The following is a 19,636-nucleotide window of genomic DNA, read 5'->3' as shown; positions in this document are numbered from 1 at the left end:
CCAACGGTTCAGACGCCCACGGTGAGGCCCTCGACGAGCAGGTCCGGCGAGGCGCAGTACGACGACCCGCCACCCGACCAGGTCAGCTCGGTGGCCAGCGGGTGCGCGCGCTCCAGCATCGCGAACACGTTGCCCGCCACCGTGAGCCCCTCGGCCGAGCACACCTCGCCACCCTGCTCCACCAGCGCGGTCACCCCCATCGAGAAGTCGCCGGTGATGTCGTTCGACAGGTGCATCCCGTACGCCTGCACCACCCTCAGGAACGCGCCGTCCGGCACGGCCGCCCCGGACCCCGGTTCGATCCACAGGTTCCCCGGCATCGGCCGGGGCGGCACGGACGGACCTTCCTGCCACGCGTTGCCCGCCACCGGCGACGCGTGCTCGCGGCTGCCGAGGAAACCGGTCAGCACACCCCGGTCCACCAGCACGCGCCGAGCCGTCGGCGTGCCCTCGTCGTCGAACGGCGCGTGCAGCGGCGCGTCCCGCGCGAGCGGATCGTCCACCAGCGTCAACGACGCCGACAGGATCCGCGTCCCCACCAGGCCGGCGAGCCTGCTGCGCCCCTGCGCCACCGAGTCCGCGCACAGGCTCCGCGCGAACAGGAACACCAACCGCGCCGCCACGGCCCCGTCGAGCACAACGGCCGAGGGCGGAGCGGACGTCGTCGTGGGGGCGCGCAACACGGCACCGCACCGCCCGGCGACCAGCGCGGGCAGCCGCCCGAGCAGGAACGCGGCGTCCGGCCCGATGTCCTCCCGGTCGACGTGCGTCCTCCGACCGGCCGCGTCACGGGTAGCGCGGTACAGCAACGACCCGGAACTGGTCCGGTACCCACGGCGGCCACCTCCGGTGCTCGCGACGACCACCGACCGGCTGACCTGGTTGATCCACAGCTCCGTCAGCACGTCGCCAGCGGAGGTGAGCGCCGCCGCCTCCGCCCGCAACTCCGCAAGCGACCGACTGGCACTCCGCCCACCACCGCCAGGCCCACCCACCGCGACCTGCTCCGGCGTGGTGTGGTCGTTTCCAGCCGCGGGGTCCTGCCTCGGTGTGGTGTGGTTGGTCCCAGCCGCGGGGTCTTGCCCCGGTGTGGTGTGGTCGGTCTCTGCCGTCGAGTCTTGCTCCGGTGTGGTGTGGTTGGTCCCAGCCGCGGGGTCTTGCCCCGGTGTGGTGTGGTCGGTCTCAGCCGTTGAGTCTTGCTCCGGTGTGGTGTCGTCGGTCCCAGCCGCGGGGTCTTGCCTCAGTGTGGTGTGGTCGGTCTCAGCCGTCGAGTCCTGCCCCGGCGTGGTGTCGTCGGCGTTCGTCGCGGGTGGTGCGGCCATGGGCGAACCGCTCTGCCCACCGCCTCCCGTTCCACCGCCTCCTGTTCCACCGCTTCCCGTTCCACCGCTTCCCGTTCCCCCCGCCGCCGTGACCTGCCGCGGTGCGGCCTCGTAGGAGTTCGCCAGCGCGTCCGCGACCACGGACTCGGCGTCGGCCGTGCGCGGCACGACGGCGAGCGCTGTCCGGCCGTCCCGCCACAGCCGCACGGTCACCGTTCCCGCCCGCACGGTCGACGTGGAGTCCACCAGTCCGGAGTGGACGACCAGCTCCTCCCGCTCGTCGACCCGCAGCCGCACCTCGGCCGTCGCGCCGTGCCGGGCCGCCGCCCGCAGGTAGTCGTCGATCACCGCGTCGTCGAGCCTCACGCGTCCGTCCCTCCCACCAGCAGGGAACCGATCCGCAGCGTCGGCCCGCACACGCCGACCGGGATCAGCTGCCCGAACTTGCCGCACTTCGCCACACCCAGCTCCACGTCGTCACCGACCGCGTCGATGGACCGCAGCACCTCGGCACCGTTGCCGCGCACCGTGGTCTCCCCGATGGGGTCGGTGATCCTCCCGTTCTCGATCAGGTACCCGTTCATCACCCGGAACACGAAGTCGCCGGTCGACTCCAGCACCTCGCCACCGCCGACGTGCGGCGCGTACAGCCCGAAGCGCGTGTCGGCGATGATGTCCTCCGGCGTCACGCCGCCCGCCAGCACGCGGGTGTTCGTCATCCGGGGGATGGGCCGGTGGTGGAACCCGTCCCGCCTCCCGTTCGGCGTGATGGGCAGCCCCAGCCGCTCGGACGTCACCCGGTCGCTGAGGAACGACGCGAGCGTCCCGTCGTCCACGAGGGTGGTGGGCCGCGCCGCGGTCCCGTCGTCGTCGACCCCGTACGACCCCACCGCGCCGGCCAGCGTCGGATCGTCCACGATGGACACCCCTGGCGCGGCGATCCGCTCTCCCAACCGGTCCGCGTACACGGAGCCGCGCAGCACCTCGTCGGCTTCCAGCGGGTGGCAGCACGCCTCGTGCACCAGCACCATGCCCCGCCCCGGCCCGACCACGACCGGCAGGTGCGCCACCGGGGCGGGCCGCGCGGCCAGTGCGATGAGCGCGCGGTCGGCCGCCGCCCTGCCCGCCGCCGCCGCGTCGAGCGACAGGTCGGCGGCGGACGTGCCCGGTGTGAGGAAACCCGTGGCGCGCCTGCCGTTCTCCTCCGCGATGACCCGGATCGTCAGGTACAGCAGGCTCCGCTGGTCGCGGCGCACCTCGTCGACACCGACCACGGCGATCTGCTGCGCGCTCAGCTCGGCGTCGACGAGGACCTGGGTGATCCGCGGGTCCGCGGAACGAGCCGCCTCCTCGACCGCGAGCACCAGGTCGTCGAGGTGCGCGTGCCCGGCGGACAGGTCGAAGGCGGCCTGCTCGGCCCCCAGCACCTCCAGCACCCGAGCCGGGTCGTCGTCAGCCTGGTACGCCACGCCGTCCCCGTCGACGCGCCGCACGGACGTGCCCGCGCGCCGGGTCGTCATCAGGTCGGCCGTCCGCCCGCCCACGTGGCGCAGCGCGATGTGGGCGTACCGCTCGACGAACGCGTCGGCGTGACGGCACGACCCGCTGGTGGCGCGCCGCAACTCGTCCCGCAGCGCGTCGGTGTCGGTCCCTGCTGGCATTCCTCGTCCCCCCGAGAACGGTCGTCGTGGTCAGGTCCGCGGTCCGCCCCGCCGAACCCGCCTCGCGGTCAGGTCGGCGGTGGCGGAGCGGTCCGCTGTGGTCAGCTCGGCCGGGTGGCCTTGCCGAACGCGTCGGCCGACCACTCGTGGTCGCCCATGCCGCTCTTCGCCCCCTCCGCGATCGAGTCGGCGAGCGCGCGGTCGGCGGCCGGGTCGTGCGCCCGCAGCACCCCCGGCGTCAGCGGCACCGGGATCGCGCACGCCCACTGCGGGTGCAGCGCCGCCCCCCGGCGCACCTTCGCCTCCAGCGAGGCCACCCCCAGGTGCAGGGTGCGCAGCCCGTTCGCCTCCATGTACCGCAGCGGCTCGTAGTACACGGTGTTGAAGTACTCGAACGCGTCCCGCAGCCTCGCGTAGTCGAACCCGGCCACCCGCGCGTACAGGGTGTCCTGCCAGCGGAAGCACACCGAGCACCCGACGAGCGCCCCGTCGGCGTCGAAGCAGCGGAACACCGCGCTCGCGTCGTCGGCGCACCGCGCCTGCTCACCCAGGTACCGGCGGATCTCCTCCTCCGGCAGCCCGGAGCCGTACCGGTCGCCCGTGCTCGCGATCAGTGGCACGACCTCGTCCACGCACTCCGACAGCCGCACCACGTCGACCCGGAAGCCCGCGTCGGCGAAGCGCCGCCACTCGTACTCCTTCTTGCGCGCGTTGCGCCCGAGCAGCCGGACGTAGGACTCGAACGTCCCCCCGTCGTTGTGCACCACGCCTTCCGCGCCGCGCAGCTCGCCCCGCGCCTCGAAGCCGCAGTCCAGCAGGGCCAGGTCCGCCGTCGTCAGGTGGTCGAACAGCACCGCCTCACGTCCGCGTTCGACCGCGAGGTCCGCGAGCGCGCCCACCAGCAGCGCGGCCTGCTCACCCGCCGCGGGCTCGTTCTCGGCGCGCACGAGGAGCTGGTTGTGGTAGCCGGTGCGCGGCCCCGCCCGCAGCAGGCCGGCCGCCCCCGCCGAGGCGGGCGGGGCGGGCTCGGCGAACGCCGCGAACTCGTACACCGGCGTCGCCGCCACCAGCTCGCCGTCCTCCTCCACGAGGACGTACGTCACCGTGGCCGCCGCCGACCGCTCCTGCGACCGCAGCCAGTCGTAGCTCGCGTAGAACCCGAGCGGACGCACCAGCGAGTCCCACGCCCGCGCGTCGACCCCCTCCAGGCTCCCCAGCACCCGGACCGTCACTCGCTTCCCCTCTCCGGCATCCACGCCTCGGCGTCCAGCCCGCCCACCACGAACCGGCCGAACTCCTCGGCGAACGCGGTGACCTTGCGCCGGTTGTGCTCCTCGACCGCCCGCGCCGTGACCGGCAGCGGCTCCCGCACCCCGACGAACACGCTGTACAGCGGCACCGGCAGGGCACCGCGCCCCAGCTTCGCCTCGTACGTGCCCACACCCAGGTTGATCTCCGCGATCCCGCGCTCGGCACCGGTGCGGACCGCGTCGTACATCAGGATGTTGAAGTAGTCCGACCGGTTGGGCAGGTCGTAGTCGAACCCCACGACCCTGGAGTACAGCCGGTCGTCACGGCGGTAGCGCAGCGCGAACGCCGCGGGCCTGCCCTCGTCCTCGACGAGCAGCACGGAGCTGTCCGCCGAGAGGTGCCGCGCCTGCCGGTCGTACACGGCGAGCGCGCGCTCCAGGCTGTACCAGGTGTGGCCGTACTTCTGCATGAGGGCGTTGTTCAGCGGGGCGATCACGTCGACCACCTCGGCCAGCGCGCACTCGCGCACCTTCCGGCCGCTCTCCTGGAAGTCGCGCAGCTCGCGGCGCACCCGCGTCCTGCGGTTGCGGGGCAGCCAGGCCAGGTAGTCGGCGAAGTCGGCCCAGTCGGTCCTCAGCACGTTCTCGACGTCCTGGAGCACCACCACCGGCTCGGCGTCGGCGTGGGCGCGGGCCACGTCGAGCGCCTCCTCCAGCGGGAGGTACAGGTAGGACAGCAGGTGCGCGTTCCGATCGGCGGCCCAGGCCAGGGTGTCCGCCGCCAGCGCGCCGACGGCGGACGCCCGGTCGGCCGCGGGCAGGCCGGGGCGCACCGGGACCTGGCCGCGGAACTCCGACCAGCCCGCGCCGAAGACGAACGGCTCGCGCTCGTAGGCGACGGCCCGGTCCTCGTCGACCAGGCCCTCCAACAGGAACGTGGGGGCGTACAGCCGGTGCGGCGGCTCGGTGAACGCGTAGGTCTCCAGACCCGCCGCCGCGCCGGTGGCGTCCCGCGCGACCAGGTGGCGGCCGACCCCGCTGCCCGGCAGCTCCTCCTCGCGGACGCCGAGCCAGCCGGACGCCGAGTAGGTGGTGGCCCGGTCCCGCAGCGAGTCCCACTCGGTCGCGGGGACCTCGGCGGCGGAGTCGTAGGCGGAGAGGATCATCGATTGCCCTTCTGGTGTGCGGCGGGGTCCGGTCTGCCGCGTCAACTCTTCCAGGTGCCGCGCGACGCCGTCCTCGTCGTTCGACGCGACCACCGCGTCCGCCGCCAGCAGCACGGCCGCGTCCGCGTTGGCGACGGCGACCGCCGTACCCGCCACCCCGAGCAGGGCCAGGTCGTTCGGCGCGTCGCCGTAGGCCACGACCCGCTCGGCGGACAGCCCGAGGCGGTCGAGCACCCAGAGCAGGGCGGACCTCTTGTCCGCCCCCGGCGCCGAGAACTCCAGCAGACCCGCGCTCGACGACGTGCAGCCGACCCCGAACTCGCGGGCGACCTCGTGCCCCAGCTCGCGGGGACAGCCGACGACCATCAGGCAGAGCACTCCCGCGCCCGGCGGCACCCGGTCGGCGCGGGACAGCCGCGCGGAGGTGCTGGCCAGCACGTTCGGCCAGGCGGGAGACACGATCCGGTCAGCGACCCGATCCACCGCCCACACCGCCTCCGGGCACCGCGCGGCGAGGGCGGCCACGACCGCCCCCGCCACCTCGGCGGACATCGCCGTGGTGCGCACGACCCGACCGGACGCCACCTCGGACACCACGGCACCGTTGGACGAGATCAGGAAGTCACCCGATCGTGCGGCCTGCACGACACCCACGGCGGCCCACACCGGCCTGGCCGTCGCGAACACGACCCGCAGACCCGCCTCAGCCACCGACACCAGCGCCGCAACCGACCGCCCGGACAGCGAACCGTCCGAGCGCAGCAGCGTGCCGTCCAGGTCCGTCACGACCAGCGCCGGGGCCGCCGGGCCTGCGGTGGCCGCCGTGTCCGCGGTGACCGCCTTCACTGTCGGGTTTGCCGCGTCTGCCGGGTTTGCCGCCGCCGGGGCTGTCCTCGCGGCTGCGTCCGCCGCGATTGCCGCGCTCGCCGTGACCGCTGGGTCTGTGGTGACCGGCGCATCCGGCGCCACTGCCGGTTTTGCCGGATCCACCGTGACCGCCGCGTCTGTCCGATCTGCCGTGACCGCCGGGTCCGTCGGGTTTGCGGTGGCCGCCGGACCTGCCACGTCCGTCGGGTCTGCCGTGACCGCCGTGTCCGCTGCCACAGCCGGATCCACCGTGACTTCCGTGGCTGCCGCATCCGCCGTCACCGCTGGGTCTGCCGTCACCGCCGGGTCGGCCGCCAGCGCAGAGCCGGGCACCGGCTTGAGATCAGCCGTGGTCACTCGACCCCACCCCGTTCGCCAGACCGCGTGCGAGCGCGGCCGGGTCACCTGTCCGGCTGCGCACCAGCACGGCGCCACCGGGGCGCAGGCGGTCGAACAACCGCTGGTTCGCCTCCTGCTGCGGCTTCCGCAGGCGCAGCGCGAACCAGAGGATCGACCTGGGCCCCACGACGCTGGTGAAGGACTCGCGGTTGCCCGCCCACAGGTCCTGCCTGCGCACCAGCCTGGTGACGGTGCGCCGCAGCAGCCTCGGCCACGCCACGCGCAGCGGCGTGTCGAGCCAGACCACGCAGTCCGCCTCGGCCACGAAGTCGTCGACCGCCGCCGCGTACTGCCCGTCCACGACCCAGCGCGGCTCCCGCAGGAGGACGCCCAGCTCCTCGCGGAACGCGGCGTCCTCCTTCGGGGTCCAGTTCTCCTGCCAGTACAGCCGGTCCAGCTCCACGTGCCGGGCCCCGGCCGCGGCCGAGAACTCCCGCGCGAACGTGGTCTTGCCACTCGCGGAACCGCCGAGCACCCAGACCCGGCACGGTGCGGAGCCCGACATCACCCTGCGGCCGGGGGAGCGGGGAACCGGTGCGCGATCACGGCCGCGTAGCGGTGGTAGTGCCATTCCTCCAACCCCACGTGGCTCTCGCCGTAGATGCCGAGGTCGACGTTCTCGAACAGCTCCCACCCGTCGCGCGCGACGATGCCGCCCATCTCCTCGACACCGGGGTAGTAGCCGCACGCCTGGTCCTCGGGCGTCAACCCGACGAGGTAGTCGGCGAAGAACACCCCACCCGGCGCCACCATGCCCATCGCGTGGTCGAACAGCGCCTGGAGGGTGTGCTTGCGGTTGGGCGGCATCGACCACAGGCCGCTGCCCATGACGAACTGGAAGTCGCCCGCCGCGTCGAGCGTCATGTAGTCCTGCTCGACGATCGTGCAGCGGTCCTCCAGGCCCTCGTCCGCCAGCCGCTTGCGCAGGCCGACGATCTCGTGCGGGCCGTCGACGAGGTCGAGCACACCGCCGTCGAGGAACGTCTCGTCGGTCTCCACCCCGACGACCTCCCAGCCCGCGCGCAGCAGCGGCAGCGCGAACTTGCCGTCCGAGGCGCCCAGCACGCACGCCCTCGGGCGGACCCGCTTGGCGTAGTCGCCCAGCGGGATGTACCGCGACAGCGCGGGGAAGTAGGTGAAGTACGGAGCCCAGTAGCTCTTCGGGTCCACCGCGAGCGGCGGGTTCAACGTCGGTTCCAGCATGGTGTTCCTCTTCCTGGGCGGCTGTCGGATGCTGTCGTGCGGTCGGCGCTCAGTCGGCGACGCCCGCTCCCTCGGCCGCGCTGTTGCGCACCGTGCCCCACCTCTTGGCGGCCGTCTCGTGGATGTACCAGATGTCGTCCTCCGCCAACAACTTGGAGACCACCTCCGGGTACGCCTCCTCGAAGTACGTGTACGGGGGACGGTTCTCCTTGCGGGAGTGGTAGTCGAGCTTGTCCTGGCCGTGCTCTTCGGACACCGACGTGCCGGGGTGGTAGGTGAGGATGTTCGGGCTGGCCATGATCAGCAGGTCGTCGTCGATGAGCCTGCCGATCTGCTCGATGGTCTCCTCCATCGTCGTGCGGTCCTCGCCGTCCAGTCCGAACAGGACGGAGCTGCCGACGCGGATGCCGTGCGACCTGATCTTCTCCAGCGCCTCCCTGACCTTGCCGACCCACGGCTCGGGGTTGCGGCGCAGCAGGTTCTTCTTGACGTGCTTCATCACCGGTTCGGCCATGCTCTCGATGCCGATGTAGACGTAGGAGCACCCCGCCTCGCGCATCAGGTCGAGCCCCGCGCCGACCTCGGCCCACCTGGCCCGGTTCAGCACGACGTCGACCGTCAGCTGCGCGCCCCACTCCAGGTCCCGCAGGGACCGGTGCTCCGGGTCTCCGGGGAGGTGGCCCGCGCACGGCTGGTCGGCCTGCGCGAGCAGGTCGCGGCAGAACGCCGTGATGGCCGTCCAGTTGCCGCCCCAGAACACCGGGTCGTCGAAGAACACGGCCTCGGCGCCCCAGTCCACCAACCGCTGGACCCTGGCGGCGACCTCCTGCGTCTCGGTGATCGCGAACCGGGTGGGCGTGCCCTTCACCGCGCTGCTCTCCGAGCAGAAGGTGCACTTGAACGGGCAGGAGTCGAGGGTCATCATGTGGCCGGTCCGGCTGCCGTGGATCGACGACCCCGCCCGGTCGAACACGCCGAAGCGCGCCCGAACTGAGAACGCGTCGTAGGGCGAGGGCAGCTCGGACCTGCTCAGCGCCCGGCCCTCGACCGGCTGGATGACGACGTCGCGGCCGAAGCCCACGACGCGCCCCACCCCGGCGAGGTCCTCGTGCCGCTCGCCGATCAGCCGCAGCGCGTCCATCACCCGGTCGACGTCGGTCGGACCGAAACCCGGCTCGGCCACCAGGCCGATGGCCCGCATCAGCAGGTCCAGCAGCGGAGCGCCGTCGCCCGCCACGACGAAGTCGACGTCGCCGTCGGCCCTGCCGTCGCGCACGACCTCGACCGTGCTGCTCCACGACAGCTGGACGAGACCGGAGCCCCGGTCGACCCGGACCGTCTCGTCCGCGTGCCTGCCGCCCAGCACGACCAGGCAGTCCGGCACGTGCTCCTTGGCCAGCTCCGCCATCTCCAGCGCGTACCGGTGCGCGGCGGACACCGCGCTGAGCATCACGACCTTCGGGCGCAGCGTGCGCAACTGCTCGACGAAGAGGTCCCGCGCGGCCTCGTCCCAGATCCGCGGGTCGAAGACCTTCCCGTCGGTCGTCGGGTTGTCGACGATCAACCCGGTCCGCGGGCCGGACTCGGCCAAGCGGTAGTGCGCGTCCGGGTAGAGGCCCCAGTCCGGGTACACGTCGTCGACGTGCGGGACCGCGGGCAGCCCGGACGCCCTGCGCTCCACGGAACGCAGGATCGTGCTGATGAGCGCGGAGTACAGGCACATCGGGTCGCCGGGGTAGGCGACCTCACCCCCGCGGTTGGTCGCGACGGGCACGAGCGCCGCCATGACGGGGAAGCGGTAGACGGCGTCCTGGTCGCCGCCCGCGTGCTGAACCGCGGCGAACCGCGCTCGTCTGTCCTCGACGAGCCGGGTGAGGCGGTCGTCGCCGTCGATGGGTGGTGTTCGGTCCGGTTTCAGGGTGTCGCGCACCGAGACGTCCACGTGTGGTCCCCCTTGCAGTTCGACGAACTCCTCCTCGGAAAGGGCGGGGAGCGGTCAGACGGCCGCGATCAGCCCGCCCACCTCGGGGGACGCCGCGGGCGAGTCGACACGGGTCTCCGCGTCGCCGAGCTTGCGGTAGGCCTGCGTGGCCAGGCACGCGCGCACCACGTCGGTGAAGTCGGTCGACGCCTTGGTCGAGGCGATCTCGTCGACGGCGGCGGTGTTGCCCGCCACCCCGGCCTCGCGCAGCGTCCGCTCCAGTGCGATCAGCTCCGCGACGGCCTCGCGGGCCTCCTCGGGGCTGTCAGGCAGGGCGGGTAGCTGCGCCGACGTCACGGGGGCCTCGACGACCTTCCGCGCGAGGTCGATCTCGTTGTCGTAGAAGTGGAACGTGCCCGACTGGTGGATGTACGGCCCGCAGGGCACGCCCAGCAGCGCCGCGGCCCACTGGTGCATGAGCAGGAAGAGGAACGCGTCGTAGGGCAGGACGGTGAGCGCCTGCTGCGCGCGCATCACGGTGAGCCACGTGAGCGCGCCGTCGCGAAGGAAGAGCTGCACGCCCACCGCGCACGGGTACTCCCGCGACTCCCGGAAGTTGTCCGAGGGGTCGAGCACGAGGCCGAACGCCCTGCGGTGCGCGGGATCCTTGCGGATCCGGCCGATGATCGCCTCCAACTGGTCGCCGCCCGCGGCCGACGACAGCAGCCGGTGGCCGAACGCGCCGCTGAGGGTGTGCTGGTCGTCGGAGTACTCGTGCGCCCCGCGCCGGTAGTACGCCGGGGTGTCGACGTCGTTGCGGCCGTCCAGGGACCAGGCGAGGAGCCCGAAGCAGTACGGCAGGTTCACCGGGAGCGCCGAGCTGACGGCGAGGGACTGCTGGGGGTCTCGAACGCGGAAGGAGTGCGCGATCACCTCGCGGTAGGGGCGGTCCTTCGTCCCGAAGTCCGATGCCTTGGACAGCGGGTCGCGCACCGACGGGACGTGCGAGCCGTCGACCAGGACGTCGCGCAGACCGGCCGCGTACGCGTCCGCGAAAGAGTCGTATTCAGACACGGTTCTCCTCTTCGAAACCTTGGTGTGAGCGAGCGAAGGGCGGTGAAACAATATTTAGGCACACCGATTGGGCCCACCCTGCTGGGCGGGCTGATGATTATGGAGCGTCGACTGCTAATCGACTCTTTCGTGCGCACGAAAAAGTGCGCCGCTGTGCGATACTTCCCCAGTCACACCGCGAATCAGTTCTTCGGAGCGTTGGATCCAGTGTCCCCAGGACAACGCTCGTAGCCGCCGATCAAGACCCGACACTACCGGCGATTCCAATCCGGTGCAACTGGTCTGGTGTGGCCCCTCAGACCGGCCCTGAGCTGGGGGTATCCCTCGAAAGAGGGATGGAAGAGACATTGGTAGCATTCTGTGCTCATAGTCGCTTGACTTCGTGAATAGTTACTCCATTCGAGTGAACGTCATGGGTAGCTGGTTTGGCTGGTCTTCTGTGTGGTGGGTGTGAGGGATCGTGTTGCTCGCCTCCCCGGTGGCCGAGCGGCGAGTGGTCCCGGAGCGGGTCCGGACCGATATCTGCTTGCCGCTGGAATGCGGCGGTGCTAGCTTCGAAAATATCCGGCGCTGATGCTCGTGCCGTCTGGGGATGTGCTGTTGGTGCTCTTTGCGTGAAGGCGGGTAACCAGTGAAGCGGCTTGCGCTCGTCGGTGTCGGTTTCATGGGCCGCCCGTACCTGGAGGCCGCGCGCGACCTCGGGTTCGGGGTCCACGTCGTCGAGACCGAGGCGTGGTCGGGGGAGGTGCCCGACGGTGTCGAGGTGCACCGGGTGCCGGACCTCGGCCAGGACGGCTGGGCGGTCGACGAGCTGTGGGCCGTCGGCGGGTACGCGGTCGCCGCGGCGTCGCCGGTGGACGGTGTGCTGGCGTTCTCCGAGCCGCACGTCCTCGGCGCGGCCGTGGTCGGCGACCGCCTCGGCCTCCCCGGCCCGTCCCTGCACGCCTCGACCCTGTCCAGGAACAAGGCGCTGCAACGCGCCTGCTTCGCGGCGAACGGCCTGCCGCAGCCGGAGTTCCACGTCGTGGCTGGCCACGACCGGGCCGTCGAGTGGGCACGACCGAGACTGCCCGTGGTCGTGAAGCCGTTCTCCTCCTTCGGCAGCACGGGCGTCCAGCTCGTGTCCGGCGTGGACGAGCTGCGCGCGGTCCTCGCGGCGCGGCGGACCGAGCGCCTGCTCGTGGAGCAGGCCGTCGAGGGGCCCGAGTTCAGCTGGGAGGGCTTCACCCGCGACGGCGAGGTCCTGTTCGGCAACATCACGGCGAAGGAGACCACCGGTCCACCCCGCTTCGTGGAGGTCGCGCACCGCGCGGGCCACCGGTTCGACGACCCGGAGACCGAGCGCGCCGTCCGCGAGCTGACCGAGGGCGTCGTGCGGAGCGCGGGTGTGCGCACCGGGCTCGTGCACCTGGAGTTCCGGCTCACCGAGCGGGGTCCGGCGATCATGGAGGTCGCCGTGCGGACCCCCGGCGACTTCATCCTCGACCTCGTCGCGGCGTCCTACCGCTTCGACCCGTACCGCGCCGCCGTGCAGCTCGCGATGGGCGTGCCGCCGGAACTGCCCGCTTCCCCCGAGCCGGTGTCCTACGCGGCCGCCTGGTTCCCGATCTGCGCGCCGGGCACGGTCGTCGACATCTCGGGCCTCGACGAGGTCAAGGCCCACCCGATGGTCACCCGCGCCGGTCTCGCGGTGTCGGTCGGCGACGTCGTCGCGCCGCTGCGCTCGTCCGACCAGCGCGCGGGCTTCGTCCTGGTCGACGCCCCGTCACCGGAGGACCGCGAGCAGACGCTCAAGACCGTGCGCGAACTCCTGCGCGTCACCACCGCGCCCGCCGACGCGTGACCTCGCCGGCCAGGCGCGACCCGTGAAAGGAAAACCCGTGCCAGACAACGCGATCCTGTCCGCACGCGACCTGGAGCTGCTGCCGTCCGACGAGGACGTCCGGTTCTACGCCGAGCACGGCTGGTACCTCTCCCCGAAGCTGCTCACCGACGACGAGACCGACGCGCTCGTCGAGGCCAGCGAGGACTACTACGCGGGCAAGCGCGACCGCGAGCTGCCCATGCACCCGTCGAAGATCTCGTACTGGACGCCGGAGGACGGCGACATCCAGCGCAACAACGACTACATCCACTACGAGAACGACACCATCGGCGCGATCCTGCGCAAGCCGGTGATCGCCGCGACGGCGGCCCGACTGGCGGGCGTGGACCTCATCCGGCTGTTCCAGGCGACCCTGCTGTACAAGCCGCCGCAGCCGGACGAGAAGTCCAACATCGTGCCCTGGCACTTCGACAAGTACTACTGGGCCTCGTCCAGCTCCGAGGACATGATCACGGCGTTCATCCCGTTCCACGACTGCGACGAGTCCATCGGCACCATCACGATGGTCGACGGCAGCCACCGGTGGAACGAGTTCCGGGGCTGGGACAGCAGGAACGGCTACGCCGCGGTGCCCGGTGACCACGAGCGCGAGCACCTGCTGCTGGAGACGTCGCGGCGCAACGCCGCCGAGGTCGTCAAGCTCCCGATGACGATCCCCAAGGGGCACATGACGTTCCACCACTGCCGGCTCTACCACGGCAGCGCGGCCAACCTCACCGACCGGCCGAGGCGCGCGATCTCCCTGCACATGCAGGACGGCGCGAACGCCTACCGCGACCACCGGCTGGCCACGGACAGCAGGCAGACCCCTTACAAGCACGACGAACTCGTCCGCAAGACCGCGAACGGCGACCCGGACTACGCCGACCCCGAGTTCTGCCCGGTGCTGTGGCAGGCCTGACTCCGCCCCGAACTCCCCGGAAAGCAGGCCCTCGATGACCGCTCCGCGGTTCACCCTCCTCACCCGGTTACCACCGTGGGCGCGCATCGCCGCGGGCGCGGCGGTCGTGATCATCACCTACGCCTACCTGATCGCGACCCGGCCGACCTCGCCGCACGGCGTCGGCGGTTCCGCCGCGCTGCTGGCGCTCGTCGGCTACCTGCTCGGCTCCGTGCTGATCATCAGCGGCGCGATGTCGAAGCTGACCACGTCCACGGTGACGCTGTTCCCCGTCGCGATCACCATCAACATCGTCATCGGCCAGCTCGTGCGGATCAGCGGGCTGCCGGTGCACCTCGACTCCATCGGCACCGTGCTGGTCGCGGTGCTCGCCGGGCCCGCGGCGGGAGCGGCGGCGGGAGCGCTGTCGAGCATCACGGTCGGGATGACGATCAACCCCGGCTCGCTGCCCTACGCCGTCACCGCGGCCACGATCGGCCTGCTCGCGGGCACCTTCGCGCGGTTCGGGCTGTTCCGCCGCGTGCCGACGGTGGTCCTCGCGGGCGTGCTGATCGGCGTCGTGGCCGGGGTGGTGTCCGCGCCGATCACGGCGTTCGTGTTCGGCAACGCGGGAGGCTCGCTCGGCCAGTCCGCGTTCATCGCGACGCTCCAGGTGTACGGCAACAGCATGCTGGAGGCCGCGAGCATCCAGGGTCTCATCGCCGACCCGCTCGACAAGGTCGTGTCGTGCCTGATCGCCTACAGCGTGCTCGTGGCGCTGCCGCCGAGGCTGCGCCAGCGGTTCTCGTTCGTGCGGGAGCACTCGGTGTTCGGCATCGACCGGCCCGCCGCGGTGCCGCCCGTGCGAGCGGAGGCGGTCCGATGACCACGATGTTCTTCCAGTCCGGCGCCTCGCCGGTGCACCGGCTGAACCCGACCACCAAGCTGGTCATGGCGCTGGCCGTCACGACCACGGCGTTCGCCATCCCCGTGGTGTGGGCGCCGCTCGTGCTCCTGCTGGTGGTGCTGGTGCCCGCCGTCCTCGTCGCGGGGGTCCAGCGGCCGTACGCGCGGCTGCTGCTCCTCTTCTCCGCGCCGGTCGTGCTGGTCATCTTCCTGCTCCAGGGCCTGTTCTTCCCGGAGGGCACGACCGTCCTCGCGGAGTTCGGCCCGGCCACGGTGACGTCCGAGGGCCTGCTGTTCGCCGCGCAGACGTCGCTGCGGCTGGTCGTGATGCTCGGCTCGTTCCTGTTCCTCCTGCTCACCACGCACCCCGGAGTGCTGATGAGCGCCATGGTCGAGCGGGGCATGTCACCCAACACCAGCTACGTCATCTCGGCGACGCTCCAGATCGTGCCCGCGTTCCGCGCCAGGGCGCAGAACGTGCTGCGCGCCCAGCAGGCCAGAGGTCTCGACACCACGGGCCTGCGGCGTCGGGTGCGCGCGCTGCTGCCGCTGGTCGGGCCGCTGCTGCTGGGGTCGCTGGCCGACCTGGAGGAGCGGGCGGTCGCCATGGAGGCCCGCGCGTTCGGTTCCACGACCCGCCGCACGTCGCTGGTCGCGGTCGCCGACTCCTCCGCCCAGCGGTGGGCCCGGCTGCTGATGGGCGCGGCAGCCGTCACCGCCATCGTCGTCAACGTCCTCGGAGTGGTGCGATGATCGAGTTCGAGAACGTCTCGTACGCCTACCCGACCACCGCCGAGGACGCGCTCGGTCCGGTCAGCTTCGCCATCCCCGCGGGCCAGGTGTGCGGGGTCGTCGGGGCCAGCGGCTCGGGCAAGTCCACGCTGGCGAGCGCGGTCGCGGGCATGATCCCGCACGTGTCGGGCGGTCGGCTCTCCGGTGAGGTTCGGGTGGGCGGGCGGCCGGTCGCGACCACCCCGCTGGCGGACCTGGTCACCGAGGTCGGCCTGGTGGTGCAGAACCCGTTCAACCAGATGTCCGGGGCGAAGTTCACCGTGCGCGAGGAACTGGCCTTCGGGCTGGAGAACCTCGGTGTGGACCGGGCCGAGATGGTCCGCCGCATCGAGCAGGTGCTGGAGGACCTGAGGATCGAGCACCTCGCGGACCGCTCGCCGTTCGCCCTGTCCGGTGGCCAGCAGCAGTTGGTGGCGATCGGGTCGGTGCTCGTCATGCGGCCTCGGGTGGTGGTGCTCGACGAGCCCACGTCGCAGCTCGACCCGGCCAGCGCCACACTGGTCTTCGGAGCGCTCGACGCGTTGCGGCGCAACGGGATCACCATCGTGCTCGTGGAGCACCGGATCGAGCAGCTCGCCGAGTTGGCGGACCGGGTCCTCGTGCTCTCGCACGGGTCGCTCGTGCTCGACGGGTCCCCGCACGACGTGTTCACCGACGAACTCCTGCCGGATCTCGGCGTGTCGAGCACCCGCTACACCCGCGCCGCCCGTCGCGCCGCCGAACGCGGCCTGTGGCCGGAATCCCTCCCGCTGCCCGTGCTGCTGCCCGAGGCCGTGCGCGGCTTCGGTGCGGGCCTGTCGGTGGAGCACACGCCGTGACCGTTCTGCCAGGGCACTCCCAGGAGGTTTCCACCGTGCGGTCGGACATTCGCGTCGAGTCGCTGACGTTCCGCTACGACGAGCGCGTGACGGCGCTCGACGACGTGTCGCTCGTCGTGCGGCAGGGCGAGCGGGTCGCGGTCATCGGGCCGAACGGCGCGGGCAAGACCACGCTGGCCCAGCACTTCAACGGCATGGTCAAGCCCACGTCCGGCCGGGTGCTCGTCGGTGACCTCGACACCGCGGAGCACCCGATCGCGGTGCTGGCGGCCAAGGTCGGGTTCGTGTTCCAGAACCCGAACGACCAGTTGCACGCCAAGACCGTGTCCGCCGAGGTCCACTTCGGACCGCGCAACCTCGGGTTCCCGCCCGAGCACGCGCGCCACCTGGTCGAGCGGGCCCTGGAGTCGACCGGGCTCACCGATCTCGCCGACGCCCACCCCCACCACCTCTCGCTGGCCCAGCGGAAGATGGTCGCCATCGCGGGCGTGCTCGCGATGGACACCCCCGTCGTCGTGCTCGACGAACCGACCACGGGGCAGGACTCCGTCGCGCTGGACGCGCTCGCCACGATCATCGCCGACCTCTCCCTGAGGGGTCGCACGGTCATCGCGATCACGCACGACATGGACTTCTGCGTGGAGAACTTCGACCGCGTCGTGCTGGTCGCGGACGGCAGGATCGTCGAGGACGGCACACCGGCCGAGGTGTTCGCGGGCGACCGCGTCGCCCGCCTGCCGCAGGTGGTGCGGTTGGGCCGCGAACTCGGCTGGTCGGAGCAGGTGACCACGGTCGACGGTTTCGTGGACCACCTGGCCGTGACCCGAGGCTGACCGCCCGAGAACCGGTTCGGCGGGTGGGAACGGCCCCGGAACTCCGGACGTGACGGGAGTTGCGCGGGCGGCGACGTCGCGGGCCGGGTGCGGGACCGCCTCGTGGAGGCCGTCGCGGACGGTGGTGGACGGTCTTCGGCGGAGCGGGGTGTCGTGCGGGTCGCGACAGCGCCCAGCGGGTTTCAGCCCTCTCCGGTCGGTTGTTCCCGCTTGGCCGAGCTGGCCGCCATCAGGACCGCTCCGAGGGCGAACGCTCCTCCGAGCGCGCTCCAGCCGATCGCGCCCCGCAGCACCACGACGGTCATGAACGGTGGTCCGACGGCGAGTTGCACGGCGTGGCCGAAGTCGAAGGCGCCCAGGTAGGAGCCCATCGATCGTTCCGGGGCCATTCGGTAGGACAGCTCGAACGCCGACACCGAGTGCATGTTCTCGCCGAGGGTCAGGAGCACGACCGCCAGTGCCACCAGCGGGAGCACGATGGAGGCCCCCACGTGTTCGGCGGTCAGGAACAGGACGACCGAGACGAGCAGCGGGACCAGTGAGCGCAGGATCGTCGTGCGGGCCTTCGGGATCGTGTTCGCCCACTTCGTCAGCGGCACCTGCAACGCCACCGTCAGCACGGTGTTGACCGCCAGCAGGGGGCCGATCCACGCGGGTGGCAGCTCCGTCCTGCTGATGATCCACAGGGGGAGCAGGGTGAACAGGACGGCGTCGTGCAGCAGCAGGATCGCGTTGCCCGTGGCCAGGGTGAGGTAGCGGCGGTCCTTGAGCACGACTCCGCTCGACGGGACGCGCACGCCGGGTTCGGGCGTGGGCTCGACCGGGGGTGCCGTGCGGGAGAGGAGGCGGACGGCGACGAGCAGGACCACGAACGACAGCGCGTTGGCCGCGAACCCGACGGTGAACGCCGTGCGCGTGCCGATCGAGATCACCACGCCACCGAGCAGCAGTCCGACGCTCATCCCGATGTTGCGGGCGGTGCGCAGCACGGCCATCGACCTGCTGCGGTCCTCGGGGCGTTCCATGCGGAGCAGGAACACCTGCTGCACGGGCGCGCTGGCGCGGTCGAACAGGCCGAGCACGCACAGCAGCACCGCGTACCCGGTGAACGACGACACGAACAGGAACCCCGAGTAGCCGATCGCTCGGCCCACCAGCAGCCCCGTCCACATGGGGCCGGGGCCGACGCGGTCGGTCAGCCACCCCGCGGGCAGGGGGGAGAGCAGCGCGATGAGGTTCGCGGCGCCCACGACCACGCCGACCTGGACGGGATCGGCACCGAGGTGGAGCACGACGAACACCGGCACTATCGCGAGGAACAGGCCGGTGCCGATGGAGTCGACCAGGGCGCTGACCGCGAGCACCGCGCCGTTCCTGGTGCGAGGCGCGTACCTCGACAGCTGGAGCACTTGCGCCGCATCTCCCCAGAGTGGTCGCGTGACAGATCGGTGACTGAACGTAGCGCAGCGGGACCTGTGGTTCAAACGGGGGCGGTCCGATACCGCGAACGGGGGACGCCCGGACGGTGTGGTTCTCGGCGAAAGCGGGGTCCGCCCGCCGGTGGTGAGGGAGGGGCGGCGGCGCACCGGGATCGCAGCGCCGTCGGGGAGGGCGACGTGTCGCACGGGGGAGCGCCCGCGTTCGGGCCGCACACCGCGCTGGAGCCGCGGTCGCTGCCGGAACTGCTCCAGGCTGGAGTTCCTGCCGCTGGCGCGGGACGAGGTGACCCGCCGGGTGGAGCGGGAGCTGGCGGAGAACCCGGCGCCGGCGCGGCGGGCCGGGGCGCCGCGCCCGGCCGCGGCAGGCACCTGGTCGCGGCGCGCTGTCCGCGCTGCCGCGGTCCGGGGAGCGCGCCGCGGGAGGCCGTCGAGGCCGTGACGCGGCCCTTCGGGACGGTGGGGCCGCGGCCGGGCTGGAGGGCCGCTCGGACTGCCGCCACGCGCTGCCCGCCGTGGTGGCGCACCTGACCGACCGGGGCCTGCTCGACGCCGATCCCGAGGACATCGCCGACCTGCACGGCCTGGCGGTGGCCGCGGTCGAGGAAGCGGTGCTGGCGGTGCGTCGCCGGGGCACGGGCGCTGGTCGAGGACGCGGTGCGGACGGTGCGCGTCGCGGCTGCCCGGCATCGTCGAGCGCACGGTCGTCGACCTGTTCGCCGCCTGGCGGTGGCCGCGGTCGGGGAAGCGGTGCGGGCGGTGCGTCGCCGGGGCACGGGCGCTGGTCGAGGACGCGGTGCGGACGGTGCGCGTCGCGGCCGTCCGGCATCGTCGAGCGCACGGTCGTCGACCTGCTCGCCGCCGGGGCACGGGCGCTGGTCGAGGACGGCGTCGCGTCCGCGCTGCTGGTGGACGTCGTGCGCGAGCACCTGCCCGCGGTCGCCGCCGACGACCGGGAGGGGGTCGCCGAGGCGTTGGGCGTGACGGCCGCGCGGGCGAGCCGCGCGCAAGCTCGTCCGGGGGCTGGACCTGCGCGCGGGAGTGCTGCGCCGGGTCGCGACCGCCGCGGTGGAGCACCAGGCGGCCTTCCTCGACCACGGCCCGCCCGCGCACCGCGACCTCACCCGCGCTCCGCACCGCGGAGTCGTTCGCATCGTCGCAGGTCAGGGGAGCGGCACGGTTCGTGCACCCATTCCCGGTGACGGCACGGCGGACCACAGCGA

15 protein-coding genes are annotated in these 19,636 nt (G+C 72.2%); 6 read left to right on the top strand and 9 right to left on the bottom strand.

Annotated elements, in window-relative coordinates; genetic code table 11:
- Nucleotides 1-8: 8 nt before the first annotated feature.
- The 8 genes from AC156L_RS10355 to AC156L_RS10320 all read right to left on the bottom strand — a co-directional run bounded on the left by AC156L_RS10355 (nucleotide 9) and on the right by AC156L_RS10320 (nucleotide 10,863).
- Nucleotides 9-1,688, bottom strand: coding sequence for a metallopeptidase TldD-related protein (locus tag AC156L_RS10355; protein WP_330874291.1), 1,680 nt, complete (start codon nucleotides 1,686-1,688; stop codon nucleotides 9-11).
- A complete protein-coding gene (locus tag AC156L_RS10350) occupies nucleotides 1,685-2,983 on the bottom strand; it encodes a TldD/PmbA family protein (RefSeq protein ID WP_330874290.1) in 1,299 nt (432 codons plus the stop codon). The genes AC156L_RS10355 and AC156L_RS10350 overlap by 4 nt, the downstream gene beginning before the upstream one ends.
- A gap of 101 nt (nucleotides 2,984-3,084) precedes the next feature.
- On the bottom strand, nucleotides 3,085-4,215 hold the full coding sequence (locus AC156L_RS10345; protein WP_330874289.1) for a GNAT family N-acetyltransferase: 1,131 nt from the start codon (nucleotides 4,213-4,215) through the stop codon (nucleotides 3,085-3,087).
- Entirely contained in the window at nucleotides 4,212-6,245 is a 2,034-nt protein-coding gene (locus tag AC156L_RS10340) for a GNAT family N-acetyltransferase (RefSeq protein WP_330874288.1), read from the bottom strand. Before AC156L_RS10340 ends, AC156L_RS10345 begins: the two co-directional genes overlap by 4 nt.
- A gap of 364 nt (nucleotides 6,246-6,609) precedes the next feature.
- A complete protein-coding gene (locus AC156L_RS10335; protein WP_330874287.1) occupies nucleotides 6,610-7,170 on the bottom strand; it encodes a P-loop NTPase family protein in 561 nt (186 codons plus the stop codon).
- A complete protein-coding gene (locus AC156L_RS10330; RefSeq protein WP_330874286.1) occupies nucleotides 7,170-7,868 on the bottom strand; it encodes a class I SAM-dependent methyltransferase in 699 nt (232 codons plus the stop codon). Before AC156L_RS10330 ends, AC156L_RS10335 begins: the two co-directional genes overlap by 1 nt.
- Nucleotides 7,869-7,917: 49 nt before the next feature.
- Nucleotides 7,918-9,798, bottom strand: coding sequence for a B12-binding domain-containing radical SAM protein (locus AC156L_RS10325; protein WP_330874285.1), 1,881 nt, complete (start codon nucleotides 9,796-9,798; stop codon nucleotides 7,918-7,920).
- 66 nt (nucleotides 9,799-9,864) lie between these two features.
- The gene (locus tag AC156L_RS10320) at nucleotides 9,865-10,863 is read right to left on the bottom strand and encodes a thymidylate synthase (protein WP_330874284.1); all 999 of its coding nucleotides are present in this window, start codon (nucleotides 10,861-10,863) and stop codon (nucleotides 9,865-9,867) included.
- Nucleotides 10,864-11,494: 631 nt separating this feature from the next.
- On the opposite strand from AC156L_RS10320, the gene AC156L_RS10315 reads away from it, so the two are divergent.
- The 6 genes from AC156L_RS10315 to AC156L_RS10290 are packed head-to-tail and all read left to right on the top strand — an operon-like array spanning nucleotide 11,495 to nucleotide 16,977.
- The gene (locus AC156L_RS10315; protein WP_330874283.1) at nucleotides 11,495-12,706 is read left to right on the top strand and encodes an ATP-grasp domain-containing protein; all 1,212 of its coding nucleotides are present in this window, start codon (nucleotides 11,495-11,497) and stop codon (nucleotides 12,704-12,706) included.
- A 37-nt stretch (nucleotides 12,707-12,743) separates the two neighbouring features.
- Complete coding sequence (locus tag AC156L_RS10310) at nucleotides 12,744-13,649, top strand: phytanoyl-CoA dioxygenase family protein (protein WP_330874282.1); 906 nt, start codon at nucleotides 12,744-12,746, stop codon at nucleotides 13,647-13,649.
- Between the two features lie 34 nt (nucleotides 13,650-13,683).
- Entirely contained in the window at nucleotides 13,684-14,514 is an 831-nt protein-coding gene (locus AC156L_RS10305; RefSeq protein WP_330874281.1) for a hypothetical protein, read from the top strand.
- Nucleotides 14,511-15,287 (top strand): energy-coupling factor transporter transmembrane component T family protein, encoded by a 777-nt coding sequence (locus AC156L_RS10300; RefSeq protein WP_330874280.1) that lies wholly within the window; start codon nucleotides 14,511-14,513, stop codon nucleotides 15,285-15,287. The genes AC156L_RS10305 and AC156L_RS10300 overlap by 4 nt, the downstream gene beginning before the upstream one ends.
- Nucleotides 15,284-16,144 carry an energy-coupling factor ABC transporter ATP-binding protein gene (locus tag AC156L_RS10295; RefSeq protein WP_330874279.1) on the top strand — a complete coding sequence of 287 codons (861 nt, stop codon included), beginning with the start codon at nucleotides 15,284-15,286 and terminating at the stop codon, nucleotides 16,142-16,144. Before AC156L_RS10300 ends, AC156L_RS10295 begins: the two co-directional genes overlap by 4 nt.
- Before the next feature lie 35 nt (nucleotides 16,145-16,179).
- Nucleotides 16,180-16,977 (top strand): energy-coupling factor ABC transporter ATP-binding protein, encoded by a 798-nt coding sequence (locus tag AC156L_RS10290; protein WP_330874278.1) that lies wholly within the window; start codon nucleotides 16,180-16,182, stop codon nucleotides 16,975-16,977.
- Between the two features lie 182 nt (nucleotides 16,978-17,159).
- On the opposite strand, the gene AC156L_RS10285 is transcribed toward AC156L_RS10290, so the two are convergent.
- Nucleotides 17,160-18,386 (bottom strand): MFS transporter, encoded by a 1,227-nt coding sequence (locus tag AC156L_RS10285; RefSeq protein WP_330874277.1) that lies wholly within the window; start codon nucleotides 18,384-18,386, stop codon nucleotides 17,160-17,162.
- Between the last annotated feature and the right edge of the window lie 1,250 nt (nucleotides 18,387-19,636).

The organism is Umezawaea sp. (genome assembly GCF_057122925.1).
Note: the sequence above shows the minus strand (reverse complement) of the source record. Positions and strands in the feature narration are given on the sequence as shown.

Bases quoted from the DNA above. Each gene is read 5' to 3' on its own strand.
- AC156L_RS10295 (WP_330874279.1), top strand. From the start codon at position 15,284: ATGATCGAGTTCGAGAACGTCTCGTACGCCTACCCGACCACCGCCGAG.
- AC156L_RS10300 (WP_330874280.1), top strand. From the start codon at position 14,511: ATGACCACGATGTTCTTCCAGTCCGGCGCCTCGCCGGTGCACCGGCTG.
- AC156L_RS10335 (WP_330874287.1), bottom strand. From the start codon at position 7,170: ATGTCGGGCTCCGCACCGTGCCGGGTCTGGGTGCTCGGCGGTTCCGCG.
- AC156L_RS10330 (WP_330874286.1), bottom strand. From the start codon at position 7,868: ATGCTGGAACCGACGTTGAACCCGCCGCTCGCGGTGGACCCGAAGAGC.
- AC156L_RS10305 (WP_330874281.1), top strand. From the start codon at position 13,684: ATGACCGCTCCGCGGTTCACCCTCCTCACCCGGTTACCACCGTGGGCG.
- AC156L_RS10350 (WP_330874290.1), bottom strand. From the start codon at position 2,983: ATGCCAGCAGGGACCGACACCGACGCGCTGCGGGACGAGTTGCGGCGC.